The 23,813-nt window shown below is 67.2% G+C and carries 18 protein-coding genes; 8 read left to right on the forward strand and 10 right to left on the reverse strand.

The window, feature by feature from the left end; translation table 11 throughout:
• Positions 1-245: 245 nt before the first annotated feature.
• The 3 genes from FZ938_RS14305 to FZ938_RS14315 form a co-directional block, all read right to left on the reverse strand.
• A complete protein-coding gene (locus tag FZ938_RS14305; RefSeq protein WP_149199159.1) occupies positions 246-1,292 on the reverse strand; it encodes an ABC transporter substrate-binding protein in 1,047 nt (348 codons plus the stop codon).
• Positions 1,293-1,360: 68 nt separating this feature from the next.
• Positions 1,361-2,470, reverse strand: coding sequence for an ABC transporter ATP-binding protein (locus FZ938_RS14310; protein WP_149199160.1), 1,110 nt, complete (start codon positions 2,468-2,470; stop codon positions 1,361-1,363).
• Positions 2,471-2,953: 483 nt separating this feature from the next.
• Positions 2,954-4,060, reverse strand: coding sequence for a TRAP transporter substrate-binding protein (locus FZ938_RS14315; RefSeq protein WP_149199161.1), 1,107 nt, complete (start codon positions 4,058-4,060; stop codon positions 2,954-2,956).
• Positions 4,061-4,529: 469 nt separating this feature from the next.
• Here FZ938_RS14315 and FZ938_RS14320 point away from each other — a divergent pair, with 469 nt between their 5' ends.
• The gene (locus FZ938_RS14320) at positions 4,530-6,221 is read left to right on the forward strand and encodes a GGDEF domain-containing protein (protein ID WP_149199162.1); all 1,692 of its coding nucleotides are present in this window, start codon (positions 4,530-4,532) and stop codon (positions 6,219-6,221) included.
• A 7-nt stretch (positions 6,222-6,228) separates the two neighbouring features.
• Here FZ938_RS14320 and FZ938_RS14325 read toward each other — a convergent pair whose 3' ends face one another.
• From FZ938_RS14325 to FZ938_RS14335, 3 genes are all read right to left on the reverse strand, one after another.
• Positions 6,229-7,308, reverse strand: a complete 1,080-nt coding sequence (locus FZ938_RS14325; protein WP_149199163.1) for a zinc-binding metallopeptidase family protein — start codon at positions 7,306-7,308, stop codon at positions 6,229-6,231.
• A 56-nt stretch (positions 7,309-7,364) separates the two neighbouring features.
• On the reverse strand, positions 7,365-9,692 hold the full coding sequence (glgX, locus tag FZ938_RS14330) for a glycogen debranching protein GlgX (RefSeq protein ID WP_149199164.1): 2,328 nt from the start codon (positions 9,690-9,692) through the stop codon (positions 7,365-7,367).
• Between the two features lie 108 nt (positions 9,693-9,800).
• A complete protein-coding gene (locus tag FZ938_RS14335; RefSeq protein ID WP_149199165.1) occupies positions 9,801-10,772 on the reverse strand; it encodes a LysR substrate-binding domain-containing protein in 972 nt (323 codons plus the stop codon).
• A gap of 121 nt (positions 10,773-10,893) precedes the next feature.
• On the opposite strand from FZ938_RS14335, the gene FZ938_RS14340 reads away from it, so the two are divergent.
• The 6 genes from FZ938_RS14340 (at position 10,894) to FZ938_RS14365 (ending at position 17,114) form a co-directional block, all read left to right on the forward strand.
• A complete protein-coding gene (locus FZ938_RS14340; RefSeq protein ID WP_149199166.1) occupies positions 10,894-12,345 on the forward strand; it encodes a catalase in 1,452 nt (483 codons plus the stop codon).
• A gap of 258 nt (positions 12,346-12,603) precedes the next feature.
• Positions 12,604-13,227, forward strand: coding sequence for a hypothetical protein (locus tag FZ938_RS14345; RefSeq protein ID WP_149199167.1), 624 nt, complete (start codon positions 12,604-12,606; stop codon positions 13,225-13,227).
• Between the two features lie 116 nt (positions 13,228-13,343).
• Positions 13,344-13,790: a hypothetical protein gene (locus FZ938_RS14350; RefSeq protein WP_149199168.1), complete on the forward strand. Its 447-nt coding sequence runs from the start codon at positions 13,344-13,346 to the stop codon at positions 13,788-13,790.
• A gap of 230 nt (positions 13,791-14,020) precedes the next feature.
• Positions 14,021-15,097: a transglycosylase SLT domain-containing protein gene (locus tag FZ938_RS14355; protein ID WP_149199169.1), complete on the forward strand. Its 1,077-nt coding sequence runs from the start codon at positions 14,021-14,023 to the stop codon at positions 15,095-15,097.
• A gap of 155 nt (positions 15,098-15,252) precedes the next feature.
• The gene (locus FZ938_RS14360) at positions 15,253-15,720 is read left to right on the forward strand and encodes a hypothetical protein (RefSeq protein WP_246457222.1); all 468 of its coding nucleotides are present in this window, start codon (positions 15,253-15,255) and stop codon (positions 15,718-15,720) included.
• Positions 15,717-17,114: a GAF domain-containing protein gene (locus FZ938_RS14365; protein ID WP_149199171.1), complete on the forward strand. Its 1,398-nt coding sequence runs from the start codon at positions 15,717-15,719 to the stop codon at positions 17,112-17,114. Before FZ938_RS14360 ends, FZ938_RS14365 begins: the two co-directional genes overlap by 4 nt.
• A gap of 19 nt (positions 17,115-17,133) precedes the next feature.
• Here FZ938_RS14365 and FZ938_RS14370 read toward each other — a convergent pair whose 3' ends face one another.
• A complete protein-coding gene (locus tag FZ938_RS14370; protein ID WP_174756999.1) occupies positions 17,134-18,159 on the reverse strand; it encodes a hypothetical protein in 1,026 nt (341 codons plus the stop codon).
• Positions 18,160-18,360: 201 nt separating this feature from the next.
• Here FZ938_RS14370 and FZ938_RS14375 point away from each other — a divergent pair, with 201 nt between their 5' ends.
• A complete protein-coding gene (locus tag FZ938_RS14375; RefSeq protein ID WP_149199173.1) occupies positions 18,361-19,689 on the forward strand; it encodes a GH1 family beta-glucosidase in 1,329 nt (442 codons plus the stop codon).
• Positions 19,690-19,860: 171 nt separating this feature from the next.
• On the opposite strand, the gene hutU is transcribed toward FZ938_RS14375, so the two are convergent.
• The 3 genes from hutU to hutI all read right to left on the reverse strand — a co-directional run bounded on the left by hutU (position 19,861) and on the right by hutI (position 23,731).
• Positions 19,861-21,543, reverse strand: coding sequence for a urocanate hydratase (gene hutU / locus FZ938_RS14385; RefSeq protein WP_149199174.1), 1,683 nt, complete (start codon positions 21,541-21,543; stop codon positions 19,861-19,863).
• Between the two features lie 200 nt (positions 21,544-21,743).
• The gene (gene hutC, locus FZ938_RS14395; RefSeq protein ID WP_149199176.1) at positions 21,744-22,472 is read right to left on the reverse strand and encodes a histidine utilization transcriptional repressor HutC; all 729 of its coding nucleotides are present in this window, start codon (positions 22,470-22,472) and stop codon (positions 21,744-21,746) included.
• Positions 22,469-23,731 (reverse strand): imidazolonepropionase, encoded by a 1,263-nt coding sequence (hutI, locus tag FZ938_RS14400; RefSeq protein WP_149199177.1) that lies wholly within the window; start codon positions 23,729-23,731, stop codon positions 22,469-22,471. Before hutI ends, hutC begins: the two co-directional genes overlap by 4 nt.
• Positions 23,732-23,813: the final 82 nt, after the last annotated feature.

A 23,813-nucleotide genomic window follows, 5' to 3' on the forward strand; every position in this document is an offset into this window, starting at 1 on the left:
TTGTCCTGTTGAGAAGACGCGGGCGCATAATGCCCCGAAACCCGGGACCATCCCCTCTCCCCCCCGGGGAGAGGGACGGGGTGAGGGGGACGCATGGCGTCCGGTCACCGAAGGGCGGGGAGTGATCCGCCGGAAAGTATATTGGGGGAGCACATTTCGGCCCAATGCGTGCCGCGGTGCGTCCCCTTCACCCCGTCCCTCTCCCCAGGGGGGAGAGGGAGTATAGGGCGGTACTCAGTTAACGCTTACTTCGCCGCCCACTTGTTGAAGCGTTCGGTCAGGCGGTCGATGTTCTCCAGCCAGAAGTCGGTGTTGATCTCGATCGCGTTCTTCATGTTGTCCGGCGCGGTCGGCAGGTCGGCCAGCACCGCCTTCGGCAGCAGCGACGGGGCCTTCTTGTTCGACGTGCCGTAGGCGATGCCTTCGGACAGCTTGGCCTGGTTCTCCGCCTTGCCGACGAAGTTCAGGAACTTGTAGGCGGCCTCCTGGTTCGGGCTGCCCTTCAGGATCACCCAGCTGTCGATGGTGTAGAGCGCGCCGTTCCACACCATGCCGAAGTTCTTCTTCTCGTTCTTGTTGGCGGCGTCGATGCGGCCGTTATAGACCGAGGTCATCGCCACTTCGCCCGACGCCAGCAGCTGCGGCGGCTGGGCGCCGGCCTTCCACCAGACGATGTCGTTCTTGATGGTGTCGAGCTTCTTGAAGGCGCGGTCGACGCCGGCCTCGGTGCCCAGCACCTTGTAGACGTCGGCCGGAGCCACGCCGTCGGCCATCAGCGCGATTTCCAGCGTGGTCTTGGCGCCCTGGCGCAGGCCGCGCTTGCCCGGATACTTCTTGGTGTCGAAGAAATCGGCCCAGCTCTTCGGCGCGTCCTTCAGCTTGTCCTTGTCGTAGCCGAGCACGAAGTCATAGACGATGGCACCGACGCCGCAGGCGTTGACGGTCGACGGCAGATAGGCGTCCTCGCCGCCGATCTTGGAATAGTTCAGCTTCTCGTAGAGACCCTCGTCGCAACCCAGCGCCAGTTCCTCGCTCTCGACCTGCACGACGTCCCAGGTGGAGGCGCCGCCCTGGACCTTGGCGCGCAGGACGCCGACGCCGCCGTCCCAGGATTCGTCGTTCATCGGCGTGCCGGTCTCCTTGAACGGACCGAAATACACCTTCTTCTGGACGTCCTGATAGGCGCCGCCCCACGACACGACGGTGAGGTCGCGGGCGCTTGCGGCCGAAGCCAGGGCCGTGAGGGCGGTGAAGGTCGCAGCGAAACCGAGAGCCACCTTAATCTTCGACATGATTCCCCGTCCTTATTCGTCGTGGTTGTTGTTGCTGAAAGGCATCCTGGCGCCAAGGAACCACGTCCTCAGACCGGATCGAGCGCCCGGCAGTCCTCCGGGCGGAACGCGATGTAGACATCCTGGCCCGGCGACAGACCGGCATAGGAGCCGGCCGGCAGCTTGACCATGAATTCCGGGTTGGCCGGCGTGTTCAGCACCGCCAGCGTGTGGTCGCCGAGATAGATCAGGTCGGTCAGCGTCGCCGGCAGCCGGTTCATGTCGCTGTCGCCGCTGTCGCCGGTTTCGATGGCGACGCGCTCCGGCCGGAGCGACAGCGAGGTGCGGTTGCCGGCGCCGCCGATGTTCACCGCCTGCGCCACCACCGAACCGCCGGCATCCAGCGCGACCCGCGCCCAGCCCTGTTCGATATTTTCAACAACGCCGCTCAGAACATTGTTCTCGCCGATGAAGTTGGCGACGAAGCTGTTCACCGGCCGTTCGTACAGCGCGTCCGGCCGGTCGATCTGCTGGACGATGCCGTCGTTGAAGACCGCGATGCGGTCGGACATCGTCAGCGCCTCCCCCTGGTCGTGGGTGACGTAGACGACGGTCAGACCCATCGTCTCGTGCAGGCGCTTGATCTCCAGCTGCATATGCTCGCGCAGGCGCTTGTCGAGCGCACCCAGCGGCTCGTCCATCAGCACCAGCGCCGGATTGAAGACCAGGGCGCGGGCGAGCGCCACGCGCTGCTGCTGGCCGCCCGACAGCTGGCCGGGATGGCGGCCGGCGAGGTTGCCGAGCTTGATCATGTCGAGCGCGGCCCGAACCCGCTCCTTGACCTCCGCCTTCGGAACGCCGCGCACCGACAGCGGAAAAGCGACGTTTTCCTCGATCGTCAGGTGGGGGAACAGGGCGTAGTTCTGGAAGACCATGCCGATGTCGCGCTTGTGCGGCGGCGTGTTCTTGATCGGCCGGTCGCCGATGAAGATGTCGCCATGGGTCGGCACCTCGAACCCGGCCAGCATCATCAGCGTGGTGGTCTTGCCCGACCCCGACGGCCCCAGCAGCGTCAGGAATTCGCCTTTGCGAATGTCGAGGTCGAGGCTTTTCACCACGAGATGCTCGCCATCGTAGGTCTTCTGCACCCCGGAAAAGCGCACCAGGGTATCTGTCGTCGCGATCATCCCGCCGTCCATCCGTCCGCTCCCGTCACAGGCGACCTGGATCCGGGTACGCCACCCCGGTCCGGTCCGTCTTTCTGTCCCTGACGGTACCACGCGTTTAAGAAAATAGACAAGAGGAATGACTATGTCGTGATCAATTCAACGGTTTGCTGAAATTTTGTGCAACTGCGAAGGCGATGCCCACGCTTAGACCGGCAGTGTGCTCCATTCGCGTGCGATTGAGAAGGCCGATGATCGAGATAGCGGACATACGGCGGCGTGAAAATCCGTGTTTTCTGCGAAAGGAGGGGCGAATCGCCGCAGGCGACCCGCCCCGGATTCATATCGTTGCCCGAAGGCGCCGACCGATGGTCGGCACCTTCGGGCCCCTCAAACGCCGGGCGGCCCGCGTCCGCAGGCCTTGGCTTCGCGGGCATGGGCCCGCGCGGCCGCAGTCGCGGCCGTTAGCAGGGCCGGAAATCGAAAATTTCCGGCCCTGCGGTCGGCGCTCCAGACTTATTTCTGTTGGGCCGACTGGCTGTAGACGAAGCTGTCGAAGCCGTTCTCGGCGACGCGGAACCACAGCCGCTCCTGCTCCAGGAAGGGCTTCCAGCCGTCATAGACCTTCTTGAAGCGCGGGTTGCTGGCGGCGAGCTTGTCGTAAAATTCGAACGCCGCCTTCTCGCAGGCCTGCATCATGTCGCGCGGGAAGGGGCGCAGCACGGCGCCGCCGCCGACCAGCCGCTTCAGCGCCGAGGCGTTCAGCGTGTCGTACTTGGCGATCATCCAGCTGTTGGCCTCCCAGCAGGCCTGTTCCAGGATGGTCTGGTAGGATTTCGGCAGCTGTTCCCAGGCCTGCATGTTGAACATCAGCGGGATCTGGGCCGAGCCCTCCCACCAGCCGGGGTAGTAGTAGTATTTGGCGACCTTGTGGAAGCCCAGCTTTTCGTCGTCGTAGGGGCCGACGAACTCGGCCGCGTCGATGGTGCCGCGTTCCAGCGCCGGATAGATGTCGCCGCCGCCGAGCTGCTGCGGGACCAGCCCGAAGGGCGTCAGGATCTGGCCGACTAGACCGCCGATGCGCATCTTCAGACCCTTCAGATCCTCCAGGCTCTTGATCTCCTTGCGGAACCAGCCGCCCATCTGGGCCCCGGTGTTGCCGGCCGGGATGTGGTGGATGTTGTAATCCTTGAACACCTCCCGCATCAGCTCCAGCCCGCCGCCATGCATCATCCAGGCGATGTGCTGGCGCGTGTTCAAACCGAAGGGCATGGCGGTGTCGAAGCAGAAGGTCGGATCCTTGCCGACATAGAAATAGGCCGCCGACTGGCCGCACTCGACCGTGCCGTTCTGCACCGCGTCCAGCACCTGGAGCGCCGGCACGATCTCGCCCGCCGCGAAGGTGCGGATCTGGAACTTGCCGTCGGTGGCGTCGGACACCCGCTTGGCGATGAACTCCGCCGCGCCATAGATGGTGTCGAGGCTCTTGGGATAGCTCGACGCCATGCGCCACTTGATCTCCGGCTGGGAGGTTTGGGCGATGGCCGGAGCCGCGATGGTCGCGGCGGTTCCGGCGGCGGCAAGGCCGACACCGGCGCTGGAGAGGAACGCACGCCGTTTCATGATGAGGATTCTTCCCGACTGTATGGTTCGTTGGGCTGACATGATAGCGCAACCAACCATTTGGGGAATCCCCCTTCCGCCGGGGCGGTGCGGTTTGTGAGAATGAATCTCGCGGCAGAACCTTGCGGCAAAAACGAAAAATCCAGCCGCAACGGGCTGGATCTTCGGCGACGCAGCATTATTTATTGTTTCGATCGCCTTTCAGGCGTTTCCTCCCTAAACTCGGGCCGCGGCTGTATAGCTAGCGGCCTTTTCTCTTTTACGCAATATGCTGAAAGTCAGCTTCGCAAACTTTTTTGCCTGACGTACGTCCGAGGCGTGCCGAACGCTGCGCGCCCTTCCCTCCTACATTGTAATTGCATCGCGACGGTTCCGCTTGACCCTTTATAAAGGGCTGGGATGATACAGTGTCTGCACTGATCGTCTCCCATCCGGCTTGTCCGGGGTCGCTTATAAGGATCTTGCCACGATGTCGCCCCTTGGACAGCCAAGCGGCCGGACTGCCGGACACCATTTTGCCGCCGTCCGTGTTCCGCGCCGTGCCATCGGCCTGCGGATGACCGTGGCCGTCACCGTGGCCGTTCTGCTGCTGGGATCGACGCTGGTGAAGGGGCTGGTCGTCGGCAATGGCGCTGCGGACGCGCTGGCGAAGGAGATCGGCAATTCGATGACCGGGCTGGCGCAATCGCTGGCGCGACAGCTCGATTCGACCATGTGGGCGCGCGCCAACCAGATCGCCGCGCTGTCGCGGATCGATGCGCTGAAGGATCCGGCGGTGGCGCAATCGACCATCGACGAGTTGAAGCGCCGCGACCCGACCATCGCCTGGATCGGCATGACCAATGCCGACGGGCGGGTGGTGGCCGCCTCCAACGGGCTGCTGCTGGGGGCCGACATCGCCAGCCGGCCGGTCCATCAGGAAGGAATGAAGGGCCTGTTCGTCGGCGATGTGCACGAGGCGGTGGCCCTGCGCGGCAAGGTGCAGTACCTGGTGGGCGAAACGCCGAAATTCGTCGACGTGTCCGCCCCGCTGCAGAAGGCGGACGGCACCACGGTCGGCGTGCTGGCCGCCCATTACAGCTGGGAATGGGCCCACGCCTCGATCCGGCAGCTGATCGAGCCCTTGTCCGACCACAAGGGGCTGACCCTCTATATCCTGTCGGCCGACGGCACCGTGCTGATCGGTCCCGATTCGGCGGTCGGAAAGCCCCTGCCGGTGCCGACGCTGACCGCCAGGCTGCGCGACGGCTGGAGCAGCGAGGTCTGGCCCGACGGGGTCACCTATGTCACCGGCGTGGCCCACGGCAAGGGGCTGCACGATTACGCGGGGCTGGGCTGGACCGTCGTCGCCCGCCAGCCGGCCGACATCGTCTATGCCGAAACCAACCGCCTGCGAACGACGATCATCGGGTCCGGCGCGATGCTGGCCCTGCTGTTCAGCTGCATCGGCTGGTTCGCCGCCGGACGCATCGCCCGGCCGCTGGGCGCCATCGCCGACGCGGCCGAGCGCATGGGCAAGGGCGAGCGCGGCGTGGCGATCCCCGACGTCGGCGGTGCGGCGGAGATCCGCCGGCTGTCGGTGGCGCTGCGGGAGATGGTGGACAGCCTGACCAACAAGGACGCCGCCCTGATGCGGCTGGAGGACATCGCCTACGAGGATCGGCTGACCACGCTGCCGAACCGGCGCTATTTCGAACAGTATGTCGAGGCGTCGACCGGCGGCGGCGGCGGATCGGCGACGGTGATGTACATCGACCTGGACGGCTTCAAGCCGGTGAACGACCGGCTGGGCCACGATGCCGGCGACGCCGTGCTGCGCCAGATCGGCGGCCGGCTGGCCAGCATCTTCCGCGACGACGACGTGGTCGCCCGGCTGGGCGGCGACGAGTTCGCCGCCGTGCTTCCCCGCCGCGCCGGCCGCCCGGCTCCCGACACCGAGGAACTGGCGTCACGCATCATCGCCGCCGTCAACGAACCGGTGTCGTTCAACGGCGAGATGGTCCGCGTCGGTTGTTCCATCGGCATCGCCTGCTGGCCGGAGGACGACAGCGACATGGCGACGGTGATGCGCCATGCCGACGCCGCGCTCTACAAGGCCAAGCGCGACGGCCGCAACCGCGCGGCGCGCTGGGTACGGGCGGAGGTGGGGGCGGAGGGGTAATGAGTGTCTAACGTCCCTCCAATCCCCGCACCATCCCGTTCATGAATTCCAGCTTTTCGATCACCGACGCGGATAGGATGAAGGGGTAGAGATCCGGCTGGCCCATGCTGCGGTTCAGGCTGTTCACCGCGTAGGTCAGCGGCAACCAGAGGTCGATCAGATCCTCGATTCGCCGGGCCTTGTGGGGGTTGAAGTCGACCTCCGCCTCAAGTTCCGCCCCTTCGGTGATGCGTGGGCGCACCCGCAGGCCGAAAGCGCGGGCGGTTTCCAGCGTGTCGACGATGTGCAGGTAGTGCGCCCAGGTCTCGGCGAAATCCTCCCACGGGTGGGCGGTGGCATAGGTGCTGACGAAATTGGCCTGCCAGTCGGCCGGCGCGCCGTCGGCATAATGGCGTTTCAGCGCCTCGCCATAGTCCTGCCGCTCGTCGCCGAACAGGGCGCGGAAACGCTCCAGCAGCGCCGGGTCATCGCGCACCAGACGGTCCCAGATGTAATGACCGATCTCGTGGCGGAAATGGCCGAGCAGCGTGCGGTAGGGTTCCCCCATCTCGGTGCGGCGCTTCTCGCGCTCGGCATCGTCGGCTTCTGCGACGTTGATGGTGATGAGGCCGTTGGCATGGCCGGTCAGCACCGGCGTCACCGTGCCGTCGGCGGCGGCGGTGTCGGTCAGGAAGTCGAAGGCCAGACCTTCCTCCGGATTCTCGATCCGGGTCTGCAAAGGCAGGTTCAGGTTGGTCAGCGTGTAGAACAGGTGGTGCTTGGCCAGTTCCAGCTTGCGCCAGCGCGTCAGGTTGTCGGTGTCGGACAGGTCGGGAATGGTGCGGTTGTGCCGGCAGGCGGCGCAGTGGGTGTCAGCGGAATCGGCCGGCAGCATCCAGTTGCAGGCGTCGAGTTCCGCATTCGCACAGAATTTGTGGAGCCGTTCGGGGGTGGCGAGCGCGCTCCACACCCCGTCACGGTCGGTGGGGTCGAGCGCCGACAGGGTCCCCGCATCCGGCAGATAGCCGAGCCGGTGCCCGCAGCGCTCGCACAGCGTGTTCTCGAAATAGAGCGGCTGGTGGCAGTTCTGGCATTCGAAGAGTTTCATGGCGGGGGATCCTGATTGCCCTCTCCCGCCTCGGGAGAGGGCGATTTGGCGTCGAATCAGGTGGGTTTCTTCGCTTCGGGCTTTGCCGCAGCAGCCGCTTCCACCTTTTCCGGTTCCTTTTCCGGTTCCTTCACCTCGACCGGCTCAACCGGCTTCTCCTCTTCCGTGGCCTCCTCGCCGAAGGACAGCGTCGGGCTTTCGGCGACGTTGCGCAGGGCGTGGGCGGCGCGGCGGAGCGCGAAGGAGGTCTTGCCTTCCGGTTCCAGCGCCAGCAGCAGCAGCGAGCGGCCGGTCACCATATAGGTGTCCCCGGTGTCGACGCGCGGCGCCTCGTCGGGGTCCGGCAGGTTGGTGTCGACCAGACAGCGCCAGACGTTGCCCCCCGTCACCTCGGGCAGGGTAAACCCAACCACGTCGTGATGGCCGTTGATGACCAGAAGCAGCGTGGCGTCCATCGCCGGCCGCTTGATGCCCGTGGCCTGGGCGCGGCCGTCCAGCAGCATGCCCATGCAGCGGGCGTTGCCGTCGTGCCAATGGCTCTCGTCCATCTCGTCAGCGGTGGGGGTCAACCATGTCACGTCCTTGATGTCGAACTCGGCATTGTACTCGCCCGACAGGAAGCGCCCGCGCCGCAGCATCGGGAAGGACTGGCGCACCGCGATGACCCGGCGGACGAACTCGATCAGCGCCTGCCCGTCCTCGTCGATGCCGTCCCAGTTCAGCCATGCCGTCTCGTTGTCCTGGCAATAGGCGTTGTTGTTGCCATGCTGGGTGTTGCCGAACTCGTCGCCGGCCAGCAGCATCGGCGAGCCCTGGGACAGCAGCAGCGTCGCCAGCATGTTGCGCTTCTGCCGTTCGCGGAGCGTCTTGATTTCCGGGTCGTCGGTCGGCCCCTCCACCCCATGGTTCCAGGACAGATTGTGGGAGTGGCCGTCGTTGTTGTCCTCGCCGTTCGCCTCGTTGTGCTTGTCGTTGTAGGAAACGAGGTCGTTCAGCGTGTAGCCGTCGTGGGCGGTGATGAAGTTCACGCTGGCCCAGGGCTTGCGCCCGCGCTTGTCGAACAGGTCGGCGGAACCGCAGAGCCGCGGCGCCACCTCCGGCAGCTTGCCCTCGTCGCCCTTCCAGAAGGCGCGGACGGTGTCGCGGTAGCGGTCGTTCCACTCCGCCCAGCCCGGCGGGAAATTGCCGACCTGATAACCGCCGGGGCCGCAGTCCCACGGTTCGGCGATCAGCTTGACGCTGTTCAGGATCGGGTCCTGCAGGCAGCTGTCAAGGAAGCCGCCGCCCTCGTCGAAGCCGTAGGGTTCGCGGCCGAGGATGGTCGCGAGGTCGAAGCGGAAGCCGTCGACATGCATTTCGGTCGCCCAATAGCGCAGGCTGTCGGTGACCATCTGCAGCACGCGCGGGTGGCTGAGATTGACGGTGTTCCCGGTCCCCGTCTCGTTGATGTAGTAGCGCCGCTGGTCCGGGATCAGGCGGTAGTAGGAGGCGTTGTCGATGCCCTTGCAGGACAGGGTGGGCCCCCGCTCGTTGCCCTCGGCGGTGTGGTTGTAGACGACGTCGAGGATCACCTCCAGCCCGGCATTGTGGAGATGGGCCACCATCTCCTTGAATTCCTTGATGGCGTTGCCCGACGCGGCATAGCGCGGTTCGGGCGCGAAGAAACCGATGGAGTTGTAGCCCCAGTAATTCGCCAGACCCTTGTCGACCAGATGCTGGTCCTGGACGAAGGCATGGACCGGCAGCAGTTCCACCGAGGTGACGCCGAGCGATTTGATGTAGTCGACCACCTCCTTCACCGCCAAGCCGCCATAGGTGCCGCGCAGGCTGTCGGGCACCGCCGGGTGCAGTTTGGTGAAGCCCTTCACATGGGTTTCGTAGAAGATGGTGCGGTCCCAGGCGGTGCCGGGCTTGTGGTCGCGGCCCCAGGTGAAGGCGGGGTCGATCACCTTGCATTTCGGCATGAAGGGCGCGCTGTCGCGCTCGTCGAAGGTCAGGTCGTCGCCCGATTCCATCACATAGCCGAAATGGGCCGGGTTCCAGCGGATCTCGCCGACCAGCTCCTTGGCATAGGGGTCGAGCAGGAGCTTGTTCGGGTTGAAGCGGTGGCCGTTCTCCGGCTCGTAGGGGCCGTACACGCGGTAGCCGTAGAGCAGGCCGGGACGGGCGTCGGGCAGGTAGCCGTGCCAGATCTCGTTGGTGAATTCGGGAAGCTCGATGCGCTCAAGCTCCTCCTCGCCGCTTTCATCGAACAGACACAGTTCGACCTTCGTCGCGTTGGCGGAAAACAGGGCGAAGTTGACGCCGAGCCCATCCCACGTCGCGCCCAGCGGAAAGGGCAATCCTTCCCCGAGCCTGGTCGCTTGCCTCAGGATATTTGCCATGATCGCCCGTTTCTCCGCCTGTATCGAAGGTCAAACCTGTCCCCTGAACAGTGAGGAGAGCAGGCGGAGCCTACAACCCGGCCGATGGGCGCTTGTTCCGTCCCCTCGTCAGTCAGCCGTTCGGGGTAGGGCCGGCTCCGTGCCGGCCGGCAGGTCGCGGCGCAGCAGGTCTGCCAGTTGGCGCAGGCCACGGTCGCGCGGGTCGCTGGCGCGCCAGACCAGACCGATGACGCGGCCGGGCGGGCGCGGCCCGTCGGCAGTGCGGTCGAAGCTGCGATAACCGACCAGCCCGCCGACCGTGGCGGCGCGGCCATCCTCGGCCTTGGCGGCCCCTTTGACCGCCAGGACCGGCATCAGCGTGCAGCCGGCCCCCGCCGCCACCATGTGGCGCAGCGTCTCCAGCCCGGTGGCGTGGACGCCGCCGCCCCGCGCGCTGAGGCCGCAGGCGGCCAGCGCCTGATCGCGCAGGCAGTGCCCCTCCTCCAGCAACAGAAGCTCCGCCGGGTCGAGATCGTTCAGCGACAGGCCGGGCGCGGCACAGAGGCGGTGGCCGGCGGGATGGGCGAGCAGGAAGGGTTCGAAGAACAGCGGTTCGGCCGCCAGCCCGTCGCCCTCCACCGGCAGGGCCAGCAGCACGGCGTCGAGCCGGCCGTCGCGCAGTTCCTCCAGCAAACTGTCGGTTCGGCCTTCCGACAGGATCAGGGTCAGGTCGGGCCAGGTTGAGCGCAGCGCCGGCAGGATATGGGGAAACAGGTAGGGGCCGAGCGTGTGGATCGCCGCCAGCCGCAACCGGCCGGTCAGCGCCCCGTCCGATCCGTCGGCCAGCGCCAGCAGCCGCCGCGCCTCCTCCAGAACGGTGCGGGCCTGGGCGACGATGGCCTCACCGCGCGGGGTCAGCAGCACCTTGCGGCTGGTGCGCTCGAACAGCGACAGGCCGAGGGCTTCCTCCAGCTTGCGGATCTGGGCGCTCAGCGACGGCTGGCTGACGGCGCAACGTTCGGCGGCGCGGCCGAAATGGCGCAGCTCGGCGACGGCGACGACATATTCCAGGTCACGCAGGGACAGGCCGGAGACATTCATAGGTGACGCCTATTGGTGCATTTCCTTCTATGTCTTGGATATATCGTTCAAGACGCCGGATAACCAGGGGCGAGACAATGACGCCGCTTCAGGCGACACCGCCCCAACGAGGATGACCCGGATGAGCACCCTGACCACCAGCTTCGGCCAGCCCGTTCCCGACAACCAGAATTCGCTGAGCGCCGGGCCGCGCGGTCCGCTGCTGCTGCAGGACTTCCACCTGATCGAGAAGCTGGCCCATTTCAACCGTGAACGCATTCCGGAGCGCGTGGTCCATGCCAAGGGCGCCGGCGCCTACGGCACCTTCCGCGTCACCCGCGACGTGACGCAATGGACCAAGGCCGCCTTCCTGTCGTCGGTCGGCAAGGAGACCGGAGTCTTCCTGCGCTTCTCCACCGTCGGCGGCGAGAAGGGTTCCGCCGATGCCGAGCGCGACCCGCGCGGCTTCGCGGTGAAGTTCTATACGGAAGAGGGCAATTACGATCTGGTCGGCAACAACACGCCGGTCTTCTTCCTGCGCGATCCGTTGAAGTTCCCCGACTTCATCCACACCCAGAAGCGCAACCCGGCCACCAACCTGAAGGATCCCATTGCGATGTGGGACTTCTTCTCGCTGTCGCCGGAGACGATGCACCAGCTGACCATCCTGTTCAGCGACCGCGGCACACCGCGCAGCCATCGCCACATGGACGGCTTCGGCAGCCACACCTTCTCGTGGATCAACGCGGCGAACGAGCGCTTCTGGGTCAAGTACCACTTCAAGACCCGCCAGGGCATCCAGAACTTCACCGCCGAGCAGGCGACGGCGATGGGCGGCATCGACCCCGACCACGCCACCCGCGACCTGTACGCCTCGATCGAGGACGGCGACTTCCCGGCCTGGACCGTCTCGGTGCAGATCATGCCGGAGGCCGCAGCCGACGATTACCGCATCAACCCGTTCGACCTGACCAAGGTTTGGCCGCATGCCGACTATCCGCTGGTCGAGATCGGCGAGCTGGTGCTGAACCGCAACCCGGAGAACTTCTTCGCCGAGACCGAGCAGGCCGCCTTCAGCCCGGCCAGCGTGGTGCCCGGTATCTCCTTCAGCCCGGACAAGATGCTGCAGGGCCGGCTGTTCGCCTATGCCGACGCCCACCGCTACCGTCTGGGCGGCAACTATGCGCAGATCCCCGTCAACAAGCCGCAGGGCTGCCCGGTCCACAACTATCAGCGCGACGGCGCCATGCGGGTCGACGGCAACGGAGGCGGCCGGCCGAACTACGAGCCGAACAGCTTCGGCGGCCCGGCCCAGACCGGCGTGGCGAGCGAGCCGCCGCTGCGCATCAGCGGTGACGCCGCCCAATACGACCACCGCGAGGGCAACGACGACTACGCCCAGGCCGGCGCCCTGTTCCGCCTGATCGGCGCCGAGGCTCAAGCCCGCCTGATGGACAACATCGCCGGCAGCCTGGGCAAGGTCCCGCTGTTCATCCAGCAGCGCCAGCTGAAGCACTTCCTGGCCGCAGATCCGGCCTATGGCGAGGGCGTCGCCAAGCGGCTGGGCCTGACCGTGGCGCAGGCCGCCGAGTAACTTGGCTGTGAGGTGAGTTTTCCGGTCCTTCCGCTGGGTTGCGGAGGGGTCGGCTTCGAGATGCCGCGCCCATCCCCCTGGGCGGCGGCATGCTTGCCGGCATCCAGCCGCGCATTTCCTCGACTGACTTGCGGCCCTCTTCCCGGCGACGGGGGGAGGGCCGTTTTTATTTCGTGATCTGCCGCAAGGCTGTGGTTGACCGGCCGAACATTTCTTTGAGAGCATCGGCACAGCCGAAGGTCGAATGGAGTGCGGGAAATGCCAGTCAATAACGCGCCGAACGGAGCGGTGGCGGAATCGAATTGCGCCGTCTGTGCCCTGGCCGGCCTGATGGATGAAGATTATGGAACCATCATGCAGGAACTGAACACAATCGTCGGCGGCAACGTCAGCGCTCCGTTCAGTGGCGAGTTCGTTTCGCAAATCTTTGTCCGGTATCAGGAAAAGAGAAATGGGACGAGGATCGACTCCGCCCGCTACATCCAGGGACAGGTCGAGGGGATCGTGAGCTATCTCCGCTCACGCGGTTGCCAGAACATCGTCGTGAACGGCTCGCAAGACAATCCGTTGATGATCCCCGCCGCGGAGCAATTCATGAATGGATATCCAAATGGAGCTTACTTCCTTGTTCTTGTGGGAAAATACAACAGCGACTTCAGACAGATTATTGGTGCGCATTGGATCGCGGCGGTGCGCGACAATGGACAGCTAACCTATTTCGACTACCAGACCGATGTTCCTCCGGGCGCTGCGCAATTCAAAAAGACACATAATTTTCCGACGGGATTTACCGGCGTCCATACGTCGAACCAGCCTTTGAGGCCGTTCTTCAAACCGGCCAAGGCTTCCGACCGCATGATCGTCGTAGCGTTTCGCGATTGAAGCCGACGGAGTGGGGTGCGTGCCCCACCCGAATGGTGTGGTCTCCGCATGGGGGCAGACAAATCCTGTCGAGCCGTCCTAAAGTCCGCCTTCAGCGCGACAGCATTGATGACGGAATGGGACGGGACCGCGATACCGATAAATCCAGCAGCGAACGATCCACCAGCGCGCTGACCGGCAAGGGGCTGGATACCCTGCTGGCGGCGGCGGAGACGCTGCCGCATGCGCCGGAGGATGCGTGGCGGCTCGACCTCCTGCGGGTGGCGCTACGCATCGCCCGCTCCACCGAGGATCTGGCCGACCTCGAACGTGCCAACCTCGCCTTCAAGGCGTTGCCGCACCGGCTGCGCAACCCGCTGGTCGACCGCGCCGCCATGCTGGCCCGGCGCGAGGCGGAACGCGCCCAGATGGCCGAGGAGCCGGAGGAGGAACCGAAAGCCGGCGGCCTGCTGGGCGGGCTGTTCGGACGCGGCGGCAGCCGGCCGAGCCGCAGGACCGCCAAGGAACGGCTGATGCGCGAACTCACCACCCGCCGCGATCCGGATGACGATCGCGAGAGCTGATCGCCGCGTTACCCAGGCCTAAAACCCAGGCAAGGGAAATCCCGGCATAGGCTGTGCCGGACGGCAGATACCCGGACGGACGCTTGTCCGTCCGAAGGACTGAAAGCCCCCTCCCCTCCCGCGTTCTCCGGCCGCGTCGAAGGTCACAGCTGGGACGGTTTACGGCGGGCCGGGAATGTGCAAAGGTCGGTACCTCCAAATCGGGCTTATCCAAACGATTGAACTGAACGATGACCGGGGGTTCCGTGCGTCGCCTGAAGCCGTTGCTGACCTGCGCCGCCTTGACTGCCCTGCTGAGCGCCTGCGCCAGCGGCGGGGGCACACATCGCGTCGCCTCGCCAGAGGAAATCGACGCGCATGTCGCGGAAGCCTCCAAGCGCTTCGACATGCCGGAGCTGTGGATCCGCGAGGTCATCCGCCAGGAAAGCGGCGGGCGCACCACCGTCAACGGCAAGCCCATCGTCAGCAAGGCCGGCGCCATGGGGCTGATGCAGGTGATGCCGGCGACCTATGAAGAAATGCGGCGCAAGCACAATCTGGGCTCCGACCCCTTCGATCCGCATGACAACATCATCGCCGGCACCGCCTATCTGCGCGAGATGTACAATCTGTTCGGCGCGCCGGGCTTCCTTGGCGCCTACAACTGCGGTCCCGGCTGTTACGGCGACTATCTGGCCGGCAAGCGCGGCCTGCCGGGCGAGACGCGCCGCTACATCGCGTCGGTCGGCCCACGGCTGAACCGCACCCCGGCGCCCAACGGCGCCGACATCGTGCTGGTCAGCGCGCCGTCGTCCGATTCGCCGTCGGATTACGGTTCGCCCTATGCCCGGCCGTCCTCCTCCTATTCGGCCCCGGTCAACCCGGCGCCTTCCTACACCCCTCCCGCCAGCAGCCGCCCGGCGGCGAGCCGGCCGCCGATCGCCGTGGCCGCCCTGCCCTCTCCTGCGCCCACGCCGGCACCGGCACCGGCGGTGCGGGTGGTGGCGCCCGACACCTCGACTCCGGATGCTCCGGCGCCGCGTCCGGTTGCGACGATGAGCGGGGCGGCGACCGCCGGCGGCAGGGTGTGGACGGTGCAGCTCGGCGCCTTCCGCTCGCCCGACGACAGCCAGCGCGTGATCGACCGCGCCCGCAACTCCATGCCGGTGCTGACGCGCTCGCAACGGATCGTCCAGGCGGTGGACACCCAGACCGGGCCGCTCTACCGCGCCCGCCTGTCCGGTCTGTCGCAGCAGGATGCGGCCAGCGCCTGCAGCGGGCTGGTCAACATCGGCATGGCCTGTTTCGTGGTGGCGCCGGGGGCCTGAGCGCCCCCTCGCGGCCCCATCGCGGCATGGCACGCCGAAGGATGACGCCCATCGGTTGGATCGCCTTCGGTTGGTTTGCCGCCGGGCCGGCGGCGGCGCTATGCTGACGGCCGGTCGGCAATTCGGAGCGGCGGGACATGCGGCGGGAGAGGGGTTTGGACGAGACGGTCCGGCGCTTCCTGGACCGCAGCCTCAGCGTCAATGCCGCGACCAGCGACCAAGATGGCCGTCCGCTGGTCGCGCGGGCCGTGGCGGCGCGGGTGTCGCCGGACGGCGGGCGGCTGACGGTGCTGATCGACGGGCGCGCCAACGCCGCGCTGGTCGCCGCCGTCGCCGGGACCGGGCGGCTGGCCGTGGTCTTCACCGAACCCAGCACCCACCGGTCCATTCAGATCAAGGACGACAACGCTTCGGTGGCGGCACCGACCGTCGAAGAGTCGGCGCTGCCCGGCCCCTACATCGACGGTTTCATCGCCGAGCTGGCCGGGATGGGATTCACCGAAGCCTTCGTCCGGGCGGTGATGGAGTTCGAACCGGCCGATCTGGTTGCTCTGCATCTGGCTCCTGCCGACGTCTTCGACCAGACGCCGGGGCCGAAGGCCGGCGAGCGGATCCCGGCATGAGCGGCCCGCTGCCCCGCCCCCTGCCCCACGACGCTCTTACCCTGGACGCCATCCGGACCTGTCTTGAGGGCGTGATCCCCGGCACCATCGCCACGGCGGACGCCGAGGGAACGCCGAACGTGTCGCAGCTGTCGCAGGTCCATTATGTCGATCCCGGCCACATCGCCCTGTCCTATCAGTTCTTCAACAAGACGCGCGCCAACATCCTGGCCAATCCCGACGCGCAGCTGGAGGTGATAGACCCGGCAACCGGGGCGCAGTACCGGCTGCGGCTGGCTTATCTGCGCACCGAGACGGACGGGCCGCTGTTCGAGAGCATGAAGGCGAAACTGTCGGGTATCGCCTCCCATGTCGGGATGGCGGAGGTGTTCCGCTTGCGCGGCGCCGACCTGTTCCGTGTGGTGGCGATCGAGGCGGTGCCGGGCGGCTGTCCCCTGCCCGCTCCGGTCCGGCCGCGCAGCCTGCTGTCGGCGGTCCGGCGCGCCTGCGAGGGGTTGCGCGGCGCCGCCGACCTGTCCGACCTGCTCGACCGTGCCATCGCCGCCTTGCGCGACCTGTTCGGGGTGGAGCATGCGCTGATCCTGCTGCCCGACACCGCCAGCGGCCGGCTGTTCACCGTCGCGGCGCTGGGCTATGAGGCGTCAGGGCGCGGTAGCGGCATCGGCTGGGAAGTGGCTCCCGGCGACGGGGTCATCGGCATGGCGGCGCGCGAGCGGGTGCCGATCCGCATCACCCACATGACCACCGACGTCGCCTACAGCATGGCGATGCGGGAAGGGACGGCGGCGGCCGTTGCGCGCGAGATCCCCTTCCCCGGACTGGACCGGCCGCACAGCCAGCTGGCGGTGCCGATCCTGGCGCACAACCTGACGCATCCCGGGGCGTGTGGCGAGTTGGCCGGCGTGCTGTTCGTGGAAAGCGCGCAGGAGATGCGCTTCACCTATGACGACGAGGATGCGCTGGCGACGCTGGCCGCACAGCTGGGTGCGCTGATGCGCGGCCTGCCGCCGGCCCATGGCGCGGAGGTCGAAGAGGTGCCGACGCCGGCCGTCACGCCGCCTGCCATCGGCGACCCGATTATCGTGCGCCATTACGCCAGCGACGACAGCGTCTTCCTCGACCATGATTACCTGATCAAGGGGGTGGCCGGCGCCATTCTTTGGAAGCTGGTGCGCGACCACACCGCGCTGGGCCGCACCGACTTCACCAACCGCGAACTGCGGCTGGCGCCCGACATCCCGCTGCCCGACTTCGCCGAGAATCTGGAAGCGCGGCTGATCCTGCTGCAGCGCCGGCTGGCCGACCGCTGCGGCTGCCTGAGCATCGAGAAGACCGGCAGGGGCCGTTTCCGCCTTGTGGTGGAAAAGCCCCTGCGGCTGGAGGAGATGAGCTGAGGGGACCGGGAGAAGCGGATCAGCCCTCGCTGACGCGGCGGCAGCGGCGCTTCATCAGAGCCACCGCCTCTTCCGCCCGCTCGCCGGTCAGGTCGAAGCTGCGCTCGTCCAACAGCACGCCGTCGGAGTTGTAGGCGCGCACCTGTAGGCCCTCCGGCGTCTGCTCCGCCGTCACGTCGAGGATGCCGTCGCCGGTCTCGTTGCCGGCGATATCGAGGAAGTCGTTGACCTCGTCGAAGCTGGCCACGACGTCGTCCGGCCAGACGCCCTCGGCGGTGAAGTCCAGCAGGTCGTTCAGCCCGCCGACCGGCTCGCAGCGCTTCACCCGCGGGTCGGCGGTGGCGACCGCCTCGGCGAAGGCGGCCATCGACTGGCGGATGCGCTCCTGTTCGATGGGGTCGATCTCCAACTCCTCGCCCTCGCCGGAGAATCCGAGGTTCAGCGGGTCGGGCATCGCCTCACCCTCCTGTTCGGCATCCTCCTCGATCACCAGACCGACGACGCCGACGAGGCGGGTGCCGATGTCGTCGGGGGCGGCGACCAGGTCCTGCTCGCGCACGAAGGCTTCCGCCGCCTCGGGCGAGTCGATCAGGCGGCGCAGCAGGGTGCGGCGGTCGGCGGCCTCGAGATAGGACAGCGGTTCCGGATCGAGCCACAGCGGCAGCAGCCGCATGTCGGCCGCCTTTTCCAGCAGCCCGGCCGAATCGAGCGCGCGTTCGATGGCATCGACCGACGGCGGCTCGTCCAGCCGGCCCTCGACCTCCAGCGCCACCCAGAACAGGGTCGACAGGGTCGGGTCGCCATGCTCGTCGGTGCTCTGCGCCGTTTCGGAGAATGCCTCGACCTCGTCCATGAAGTCGTAGCCTTCCTCCTCGCGCAGCTTGCCCAGCGCGGCTTCGATCACGCCCTGGCGGTTGCCGTCCAGAACCTCGTCCAGCAGGGCGCCGAAGCGTTCGTCGTTGTTGCGCCACAGCCGGACCAGCCGGTCGGCCGGCGTCCCGCTGAACTGGCCGCCCTTGCCGTTGACTCCGTCCTTCTTCGCCATGATGCGCCCGTTCCTTTCTGAATTCGCCCGTTCGGTCGGCGTGACCATAGGAGCGCCGTGCCGTCCTGTCGACCGCGATATGGTGACGCTTTACCCGACGGATGGTGGTGCCCGGCTGCGGCGGCGGCAGCGACGATTGGCCCCTTCCACCCGGACGGGAATGGCGTAGGATTCGGGTATCCTCCATTCGGGTGATCCGCCATGGCCGAACGTCCGGTTTTTCCCAAAGATTTCCTGTGGGGCGCCTCAACCTCGGCCTATCAGATCGAGGGCGGGGCCGAGGCGGACGGGCGGGCGCCCAGCATCTGGGATACCTTCTGCAAGCTGAAGGGCCGGGTCGACAATGGCGAGAGCGGCGATGTCGCCTGCGACCATTACCACCTGATGCCGCAGGATGTGGACCTGATGGCGGATCTGGGCTTGCAGGCCTACCGCTTTTCCGTCTCCTGGCCGCGGGTGCTGCCGCGCGGGCGGGGGGCGCCGAATGAAAAGGGGCTGGATTTCTACGACCGGCTGATCGACCGGCTGCTGGAGAAGGGGATCGAGCCCTGGCTCTGCCTCTATCACTGGGACCTGCCGCAGGCCTTGCAGGATCTGGGCGGCTGGGGCACCCGCGACAGCATCGGCTGGTTCGCCGACTATGCCGCGCTGTGCGCCCGGCGCTATGGCGACCGGGTGAAGCGCTGGGCCACCTTCAACGAGTTCTCGGTCTTCACCCTGTTCGGCTGGGCCTTCGGCTGGGGAGCGCCCAGCATCGCCGACCGCGCCACCCATTTGAAGGTGATCCACCACGTCAACCTCGCCCATGGCGCCGGGGTGGACGTGCTGCGGGCGCTGGTGCCGGGGGCCTCCATCGGCGCGGTGCACAGCGTGCAGCCGATGCGGCCCGAGACCGACAAGCCGGAGGATGTCGAGGCGGCGGCCCTGTTCGACGAGCATTGGAACCGCGCCTTCCCCGACGCGCAGCTGCTGGCCCGCTATCCGCGCCGCATCGCCGAGGCCATCGAGCCGTACGTGCAGCCCGGCGACATGGCGCGCATCGCCCGGCCGGTGGACTGGTTCGGGCTGAACCATTATGCGCCGGTCTATGGCCGCAAAGACGACAGCCTGATCTGGGGCTTCGGCTTCGGGTCGCCGCCGCCGGGGATGAAGCGGACGGCCATCGACTGGCCCTATGACCCCGGCTGTTTCCGCGAGACGCTTGTCGACCTGACCCGCCGCTACCGCCTGCCGATCTACGTGACGGAGAACGGCTATGGCACCAAGGCGGCCGAGACGCCCGACGCCGAGGGCCGTGTGGTCGATGCGGAGCGGCTGGCCTACCTCCAGGCCTACATCGCGGCGATGGCGGAGGCGAAGCGGCTGGGCGCCGACGTGCGCGGCTATTTCGTCTGGTCGCTGCTGGACAATTTCGAATGGGGCGGCGGCTACGGCACGCGGTTCGGCATCGTCCGGGTCGATTTCGAAACCCAGGCGCGGATCCCGAAGGAGTCCGCGCGCTGGTATTCGGAGCTGATCCGGGGAGTGTGAGTAGAATGCCCTCTCCCGCCCCGGGAGAGGGAGGGGACCCACGAAGTGGGGAGGGTGAGGGGCTATCCGAACATGGATTTCATATCCTTGGATCACCCCTCACCCTTCCCATGCTCCGCATGGGCCCCTTCCCTCTCCCGGGGCGGGAGAGGGAGAATCCCCCCCTCCCCGTTACTTCAGGAACGGCAGGTTCAGCCCCTGCTCCTTGGCGCAGTCGATGGCGATGTCATAGCCGGCGTCGGCGTGGCGCATCACGCCGGTGGCGGGGTCGTTCCACAACACGCGCTCGATCCGCTTGGCCGCCGCGTCGCTGCCGTCGCAGACGATGACCATGCCGGAATGCTGCGAGAAACCCATGCCGACGCCGCCGCCATGGTGCAGGCTGACCCAGGTCGCCCCGCTGGCGGTGTTCAGCAGCGCGTTCAGCAGCGGCCAATCCGACACGGCGTCCGACCCGTCCTTCATCGCCTCGGTCTCGCGGTTCGGGCTGGCGACCGAGCCGCTGTCGAGATGGTCGCGGCCGATGACGATGGGCGCCTTCAGCTCGCCCGACTTCACCATCTCGTTGAAGGCGAGGCCGAGGCGGTGGCGCTGCCCAAGGCCCACCCAGCAGATGCGCGCCGGCAGGCCCTGGAACTGGATGCGCTTGGCCGCCATGTCCAGCCAGTTGTGCAGGTGCGGATCGTCGGGGATCAGCTCCTTCACCTTTGCGTCGGTCTTGCGGATGTCCTCCGGGTCGCCGGACAGCGCCGCCCAGCGGAACGGGCCGATGCCGCGGCAGAACAGCGGACGGATATAGGCGGGGACGAAGCCGGGGAAGTCGAAGGCGTTCTCCAGCCCCTCCTCCTTCGCCATCTGGCGGATGTTGTTGCCGTAATCGACGGTCGGGATGCCCATGGCGTGGAAAGCCAGCATGGCTTCCACCTGCACCCGCATCGACTTGCGGGCGGCGGCGGCAACGGCGGCCGGCTGGCTTTCGCGGGCGCTCTCCCACTCCTCCAGCGTCCAGCCCTGCGGCAGATAGCCGTTCACCGGATCATGGGCGGATGTCTGGTCGGTGACGATGTGCGGCCGGGCCTTGATGTCGGTGCCGGCGCGGCGCGCCAGCTCGGGGAAGACGTCGGCGGCGTTGCCGAGCAGGCCGACCGAGATCGCCTCGCCCTTCGCGCAGGCCTCGTTGATCCAGGCCAGCGCCTCGTCCAGGTCGGCGGTGTGGCGGTCGAGATAGCCGGTGCGGATGCGCATCTCGATGCTGCTGGGGCGGCATTCGACCGCCAGCATGCAGGCGCCGGCCATGGTGGCGGCCAGCGGCTGCGCCCCGCCCATGCCGCCCAGGCCGCCGGTCAGGATCCACTTGCCCTTCAGGTCGCCGTTGTAATGCTGGCGCCCGGCTTCGACGAAGGTCTCGTAGGTGCCCTGCACGATGCCCTGGCTGCCGATGTAGATCCAGCTGCCGGCGGTCATCTGGCCGTACATCGCCAGACCCTTGCGGTCCAGCTCGTTGAAATGCTCCCAGGTCGCCCAGCGCGGCACAAGGTTGGAGTTGGCGATCAGCACGCGCGGCGCGTCGGCATGGGTGCGGAAGACGCCGACCGGCTTGCCCGACTGGACCAGCAGGGTTTCGTCGTCGTTCAGCGTCTTCAGCGCCGAGACGATGCGGTCGAAGCTTTCCCAGTCGCGGGCGGCGCGGCCGATGCCGCCATAGACGACCAGCTCCTGCGGCCGTTCGGCGACGTCGGGATCGAGGTTGTTCATCAGCATGCGCATCGGCGCCTCGGCGAGCCAGCTCTTGCAGCTCAGTTCGGGGCCGTGCGGGGCACGGATGACGCGCTGGTTGTCGAGGCGGGATGACATGGGTGGGTGGCTCCTGGTGGGAGGGTGAGTGTGTCTAAAAGCTCTTGCGGTGCTGACTCTTGCCCCCACCCCGACCCTCCCCCGCTCTCGGCCGGCCGGAGGCCGGTCCGATCGCGGGGGAGGGAGTTGGCGCTTGTGCGGAAGGGTGGCGGCAGTCCCTCCCCCGCCCAGCGGGGGAGGTCAGGTGGGGGTCTAACTCCTCAAGGCGGCGGCAGCTGGAACCTTGCCCCCAGCCGGTAGCGGCTGCCGGGATGGACCAGCATCGCCACCGTCACGACGCGCCCCTGCACCCAGGTGCGGCGGGTCACGCGCAGGCAGGGTTCGGTGACGGGGATGTCGAGCAGGCGGGCGATCTCCGCCGTCGGCGACACCGCTTCGATGACGTGCTCCACCTGCGGCGAGGCCTCCAGCCGGATCAGGTACTCGCCCGGCGTCTGACGGGTGAAGTCCTGGTCCAGATAGTCCGGCGCCACCGCCGGGTTGACCCAGCGTTCCTCCAGCTGGACCGGCACATCGCTCTCGCTGTGGACGACGACGGAATGGAACAGCTTCGCCCCCACCGGCAGGTTGAAGCGGCGGGCCAGCCCGGCATCGGCGGCAACCGCGAGCAATCGCTCCACCCGGCAGGCGTGGACGTTGCCGCGCTCGGCGATCTCGTCGGCGATGCTGCGCAGTTCCACCACGTCGGTGCTGGGCGGCCGTTCGGCGACGAAGGTGCCCAACCCCTGCACGCGGGTCAGCAGCCCCTCGTCGGTCAGGTCGCGCAGCGCGCGGTGGACCGTCATGCGGCTGACCGAGAATTCCTCCAGCAGCTTGTGCTCCGACGGGATCTGGAAGCCTTCGGGCCAGTCGCCGGAGCTGATCCGGCGGCGGATGGCCTCCTTGATCTGGGCGTAGCGCGGCTGGGCGGTGGAGATGACGTCGCTCATGCGGCCTCCACATGCGGCTTGCGGACGACCCCGCCATTGACCACCGCCATGCAGGGGTTGAGGCCGATGGCGTAGGCCAGTTCCGCCGGATGTTCGATGCGCCACACCGCCAGATCGGCGCGCTTGGCCCGAGCAATCACGCCGCGGTCGGTCAGGCCGAGCGCCTTCGCCGCATGGCGGGTGATGCCGGCCAGCGCCTCCGCCGGGGTCAGGCGGAAGAAGGTGCAGCCCATCGACAGCATCAGCAGCAGCGAGGTGACCGGAGAGGTGCCGGGGTTGTTGTCGGTGGACAGCGCCATCGGCACGCCGTGACGGCGCAGCAGGTCGATCGGCGGCAGCTTGGTTTCGCGCAACGCATAGAAGGCGCCGGGCAGCAACACCGCAACCGTGCCGGCGTTGGCCATCGCGACGACGCCCTCCTCGTCGAGATGTTCGATGTGGTCGGCGGACAGCCCGCCGAATTCCGCCACCAGCCGGGCGCCGCCGAGGTTGCTCAGCTGTTCGGCATGCAGCTTCACCGGCAGGCCGAGCCGCTTCGCCGTCTCGAACACCCGGCGGGTCTGGGCGACCGAGAAGCCGATCCCCTCGCAGAAGGCGTCCACCGCATCGGCAAGCCCGGCTTCGGCGATGGCTGGCAGCGTCTCGTCACAGATGCGGTCGATGTAGCCGTCGGCGTCTCCCTTGAATTCCGGCGGCAGGGCGTGGGCGCCGAGATATGTGGTTCGCACCTCCACCGGGCGGACCTGGGCCAGCCGGCGGGCGACGCAGAGCATGCGCGTCTCGGTTTCGGTGTCGAGGCCATAGCCGGACTTGACCTCCACCGTCGTCACACCCTCGGCCAGCAGGCTGTCCAGCCGCGGCAGGGTGGCGGCCAGAAGCTGGTCCTCGCTGGCGGCACGGGTGGCGGTGACGGTGGACAGGATGCCGCCGCCGGCCCGCGCGATCTCCTCATAGGTGGCGCCGTTCAGCCGCATCTCGAACTCGCGGGCGCGGTTGCCGCCATAGACGAGGTGGGTGTGGCAGTCGATCAGGCCGGGGGTCATCCAGCCGCCCTGCCCTGAATGCACCTCGGTCGCCAACGCGTCCGGCGCATCGGTCAAGTCGGCGCGGCGGCCGACGAAGGCGATGCGGCCGTCCTTGATGCCCACCGCCGCGTCGGCGATGGCGCCGTAGCCGTCGGCGTCGCCCTTCGCTGCACCGTCCATGGTGGCAACGGACAGGTCGATCCACAGGGAATCCCACGGCGCGCTGGTCGGCATCGGTTCGGCTCCTTCCTACAAGTTCGTGCAGCAACCCTCTTGGCATCAGGTTGCCTATACTTGTATAGTGTTGTCTATAATA

This window comes from Azospirillum oryzae (genome assembly GCF_008364795.1).
Taxonomy (GTDB): domain Bacteria; phylum Pseudomonadota; class Alphaproteobacteria; order Azospirillales; family Azospirillaceae; genus Azospirillum; species Azospirillum oryzae.

Excerpts from the sequence above, each read along its gene's own strand:
- FZ938_RS14305 (WP_149199159.1), bottom strand. The coding sequence starts at position 1,292 with ATGTCGAAGATTAAGGTGGCTCTCGGTTTCGCTGCGACCTTCACCGCC.
- FZ938_RS14310 (WP_149199160.1), bottom strand. The coding sequence starts at position 2,470 with ATGGACGGCGGGATGATCGCGACGACAGATACCCTGGTGCGCTTTTCC.
- FZ938_RS14315 (WP_149199161.1), bottom strand. The coding sequence starts at position 4,060 with ATGAAACGGCGTGCGTTCCTCTCCAGCGCCGGTGTCGGCCTTGCCGCC.
- FZ938_RS14320 (WP_149199162.1), top strand. The coding sequence starts at position 4,530 with ATGTCGCCCCTTGGACAGCCAAGCGGCCGGACTGCCGGACACCATTTT.
- FZ938_RS14325 (WP_149199163.1), bottom strand. The coding sequence starts at position 7,308 with ATGAAACTCTTCGAATGCCAGAACTGCCACCAGCCGCTCTATTTCGAG.
- glgX (WP_149199164.1), bottom strand. The coding sequence starts at position 9,692 with ATGGCAAATATCCTGAGGCAAGCGACCAGGCTCGGGGAAGGATTGCCC.
- FZ938_RS14335 (WP_149199165.1), bottom strand. The coding sequence starts at position 10,772 with ATGAATGTCTCCGGCCTGTCCCTGCGTGACCTGGAATATGTCGTCGCC.
- FZ938_RS14340 (WP_149199166.1), top strand. The coding sequence starts at position 10,894 with ATGAGCACCCTGACCACCAGCTTCGGCCAGCCCGTTCCCGACAACCAG.
- FZ938_RS14345 (WP_149199167.1), top strand. The coding sequence starts at position 12,604 with ATGCCAGTCAATAACGCGCCGAACGGAGCGGTGGCGGAATCGAATTGC.
- FZ938_RS14350 (WP_149199168.1), top strand. The coding sequence starts at position 13,344 with ATGGGACGGGACCGCGATACCGATAAATCCAGCAGCGAACGATCCACC.
- FZ938_RS14355 (WP_149199169.1), top strand. The coding sequence starts at position 14,021 with ATGACCGGGGGTTCCGTGCGTCGCCTGAAGCCGTTGCTGACCTGCGCC.
- FZ938_RS14365 (WP_149199171.1), top strand. The coding sequence starts at position 15,717 with ATGAGCGGCCCGCTGCCCCGCCCCCTGCCCCACGACGCTCTTACCCTG.
- FZ938_RS14370 (WP_174756999.1), bottom strand. The coding sequence starts at position 18,159 with ATGGCGAAGAAGGACGGAGTCAACGGCAAGGGCGGCCAGTTCAGCGGG.
- FZ938_RS14375 (WP_149199173.1), top strand. The coding sequence starts at position 18,361 with ATGGCCGAACGTCCGGTTTTTCCCAAAGATTTCCTGTGGGGCGCCTCA.
- hutU (WP_149199174.1), bottom strand. The coding sequence starts at position 21,543 with ATGTCATCCCGCCTCGACAACCAGCGCGTCATCCGTGCCCCGCACGGC.
- hutC (WP_149199176.1), bottom strand. The coding sequence starts at position 22,472 with ATGAGCGACGTCATCTCCACCGCCCAGCCGCGCTACGCCCAGATCAAG.
- hutI (WP_149199177.1), bottom strand. The coding sequence starts at position 23,731 with ATGCCGACCAGCGCGCCGTGGGATTCCCTGTGGATCGACCTGTCCGTT.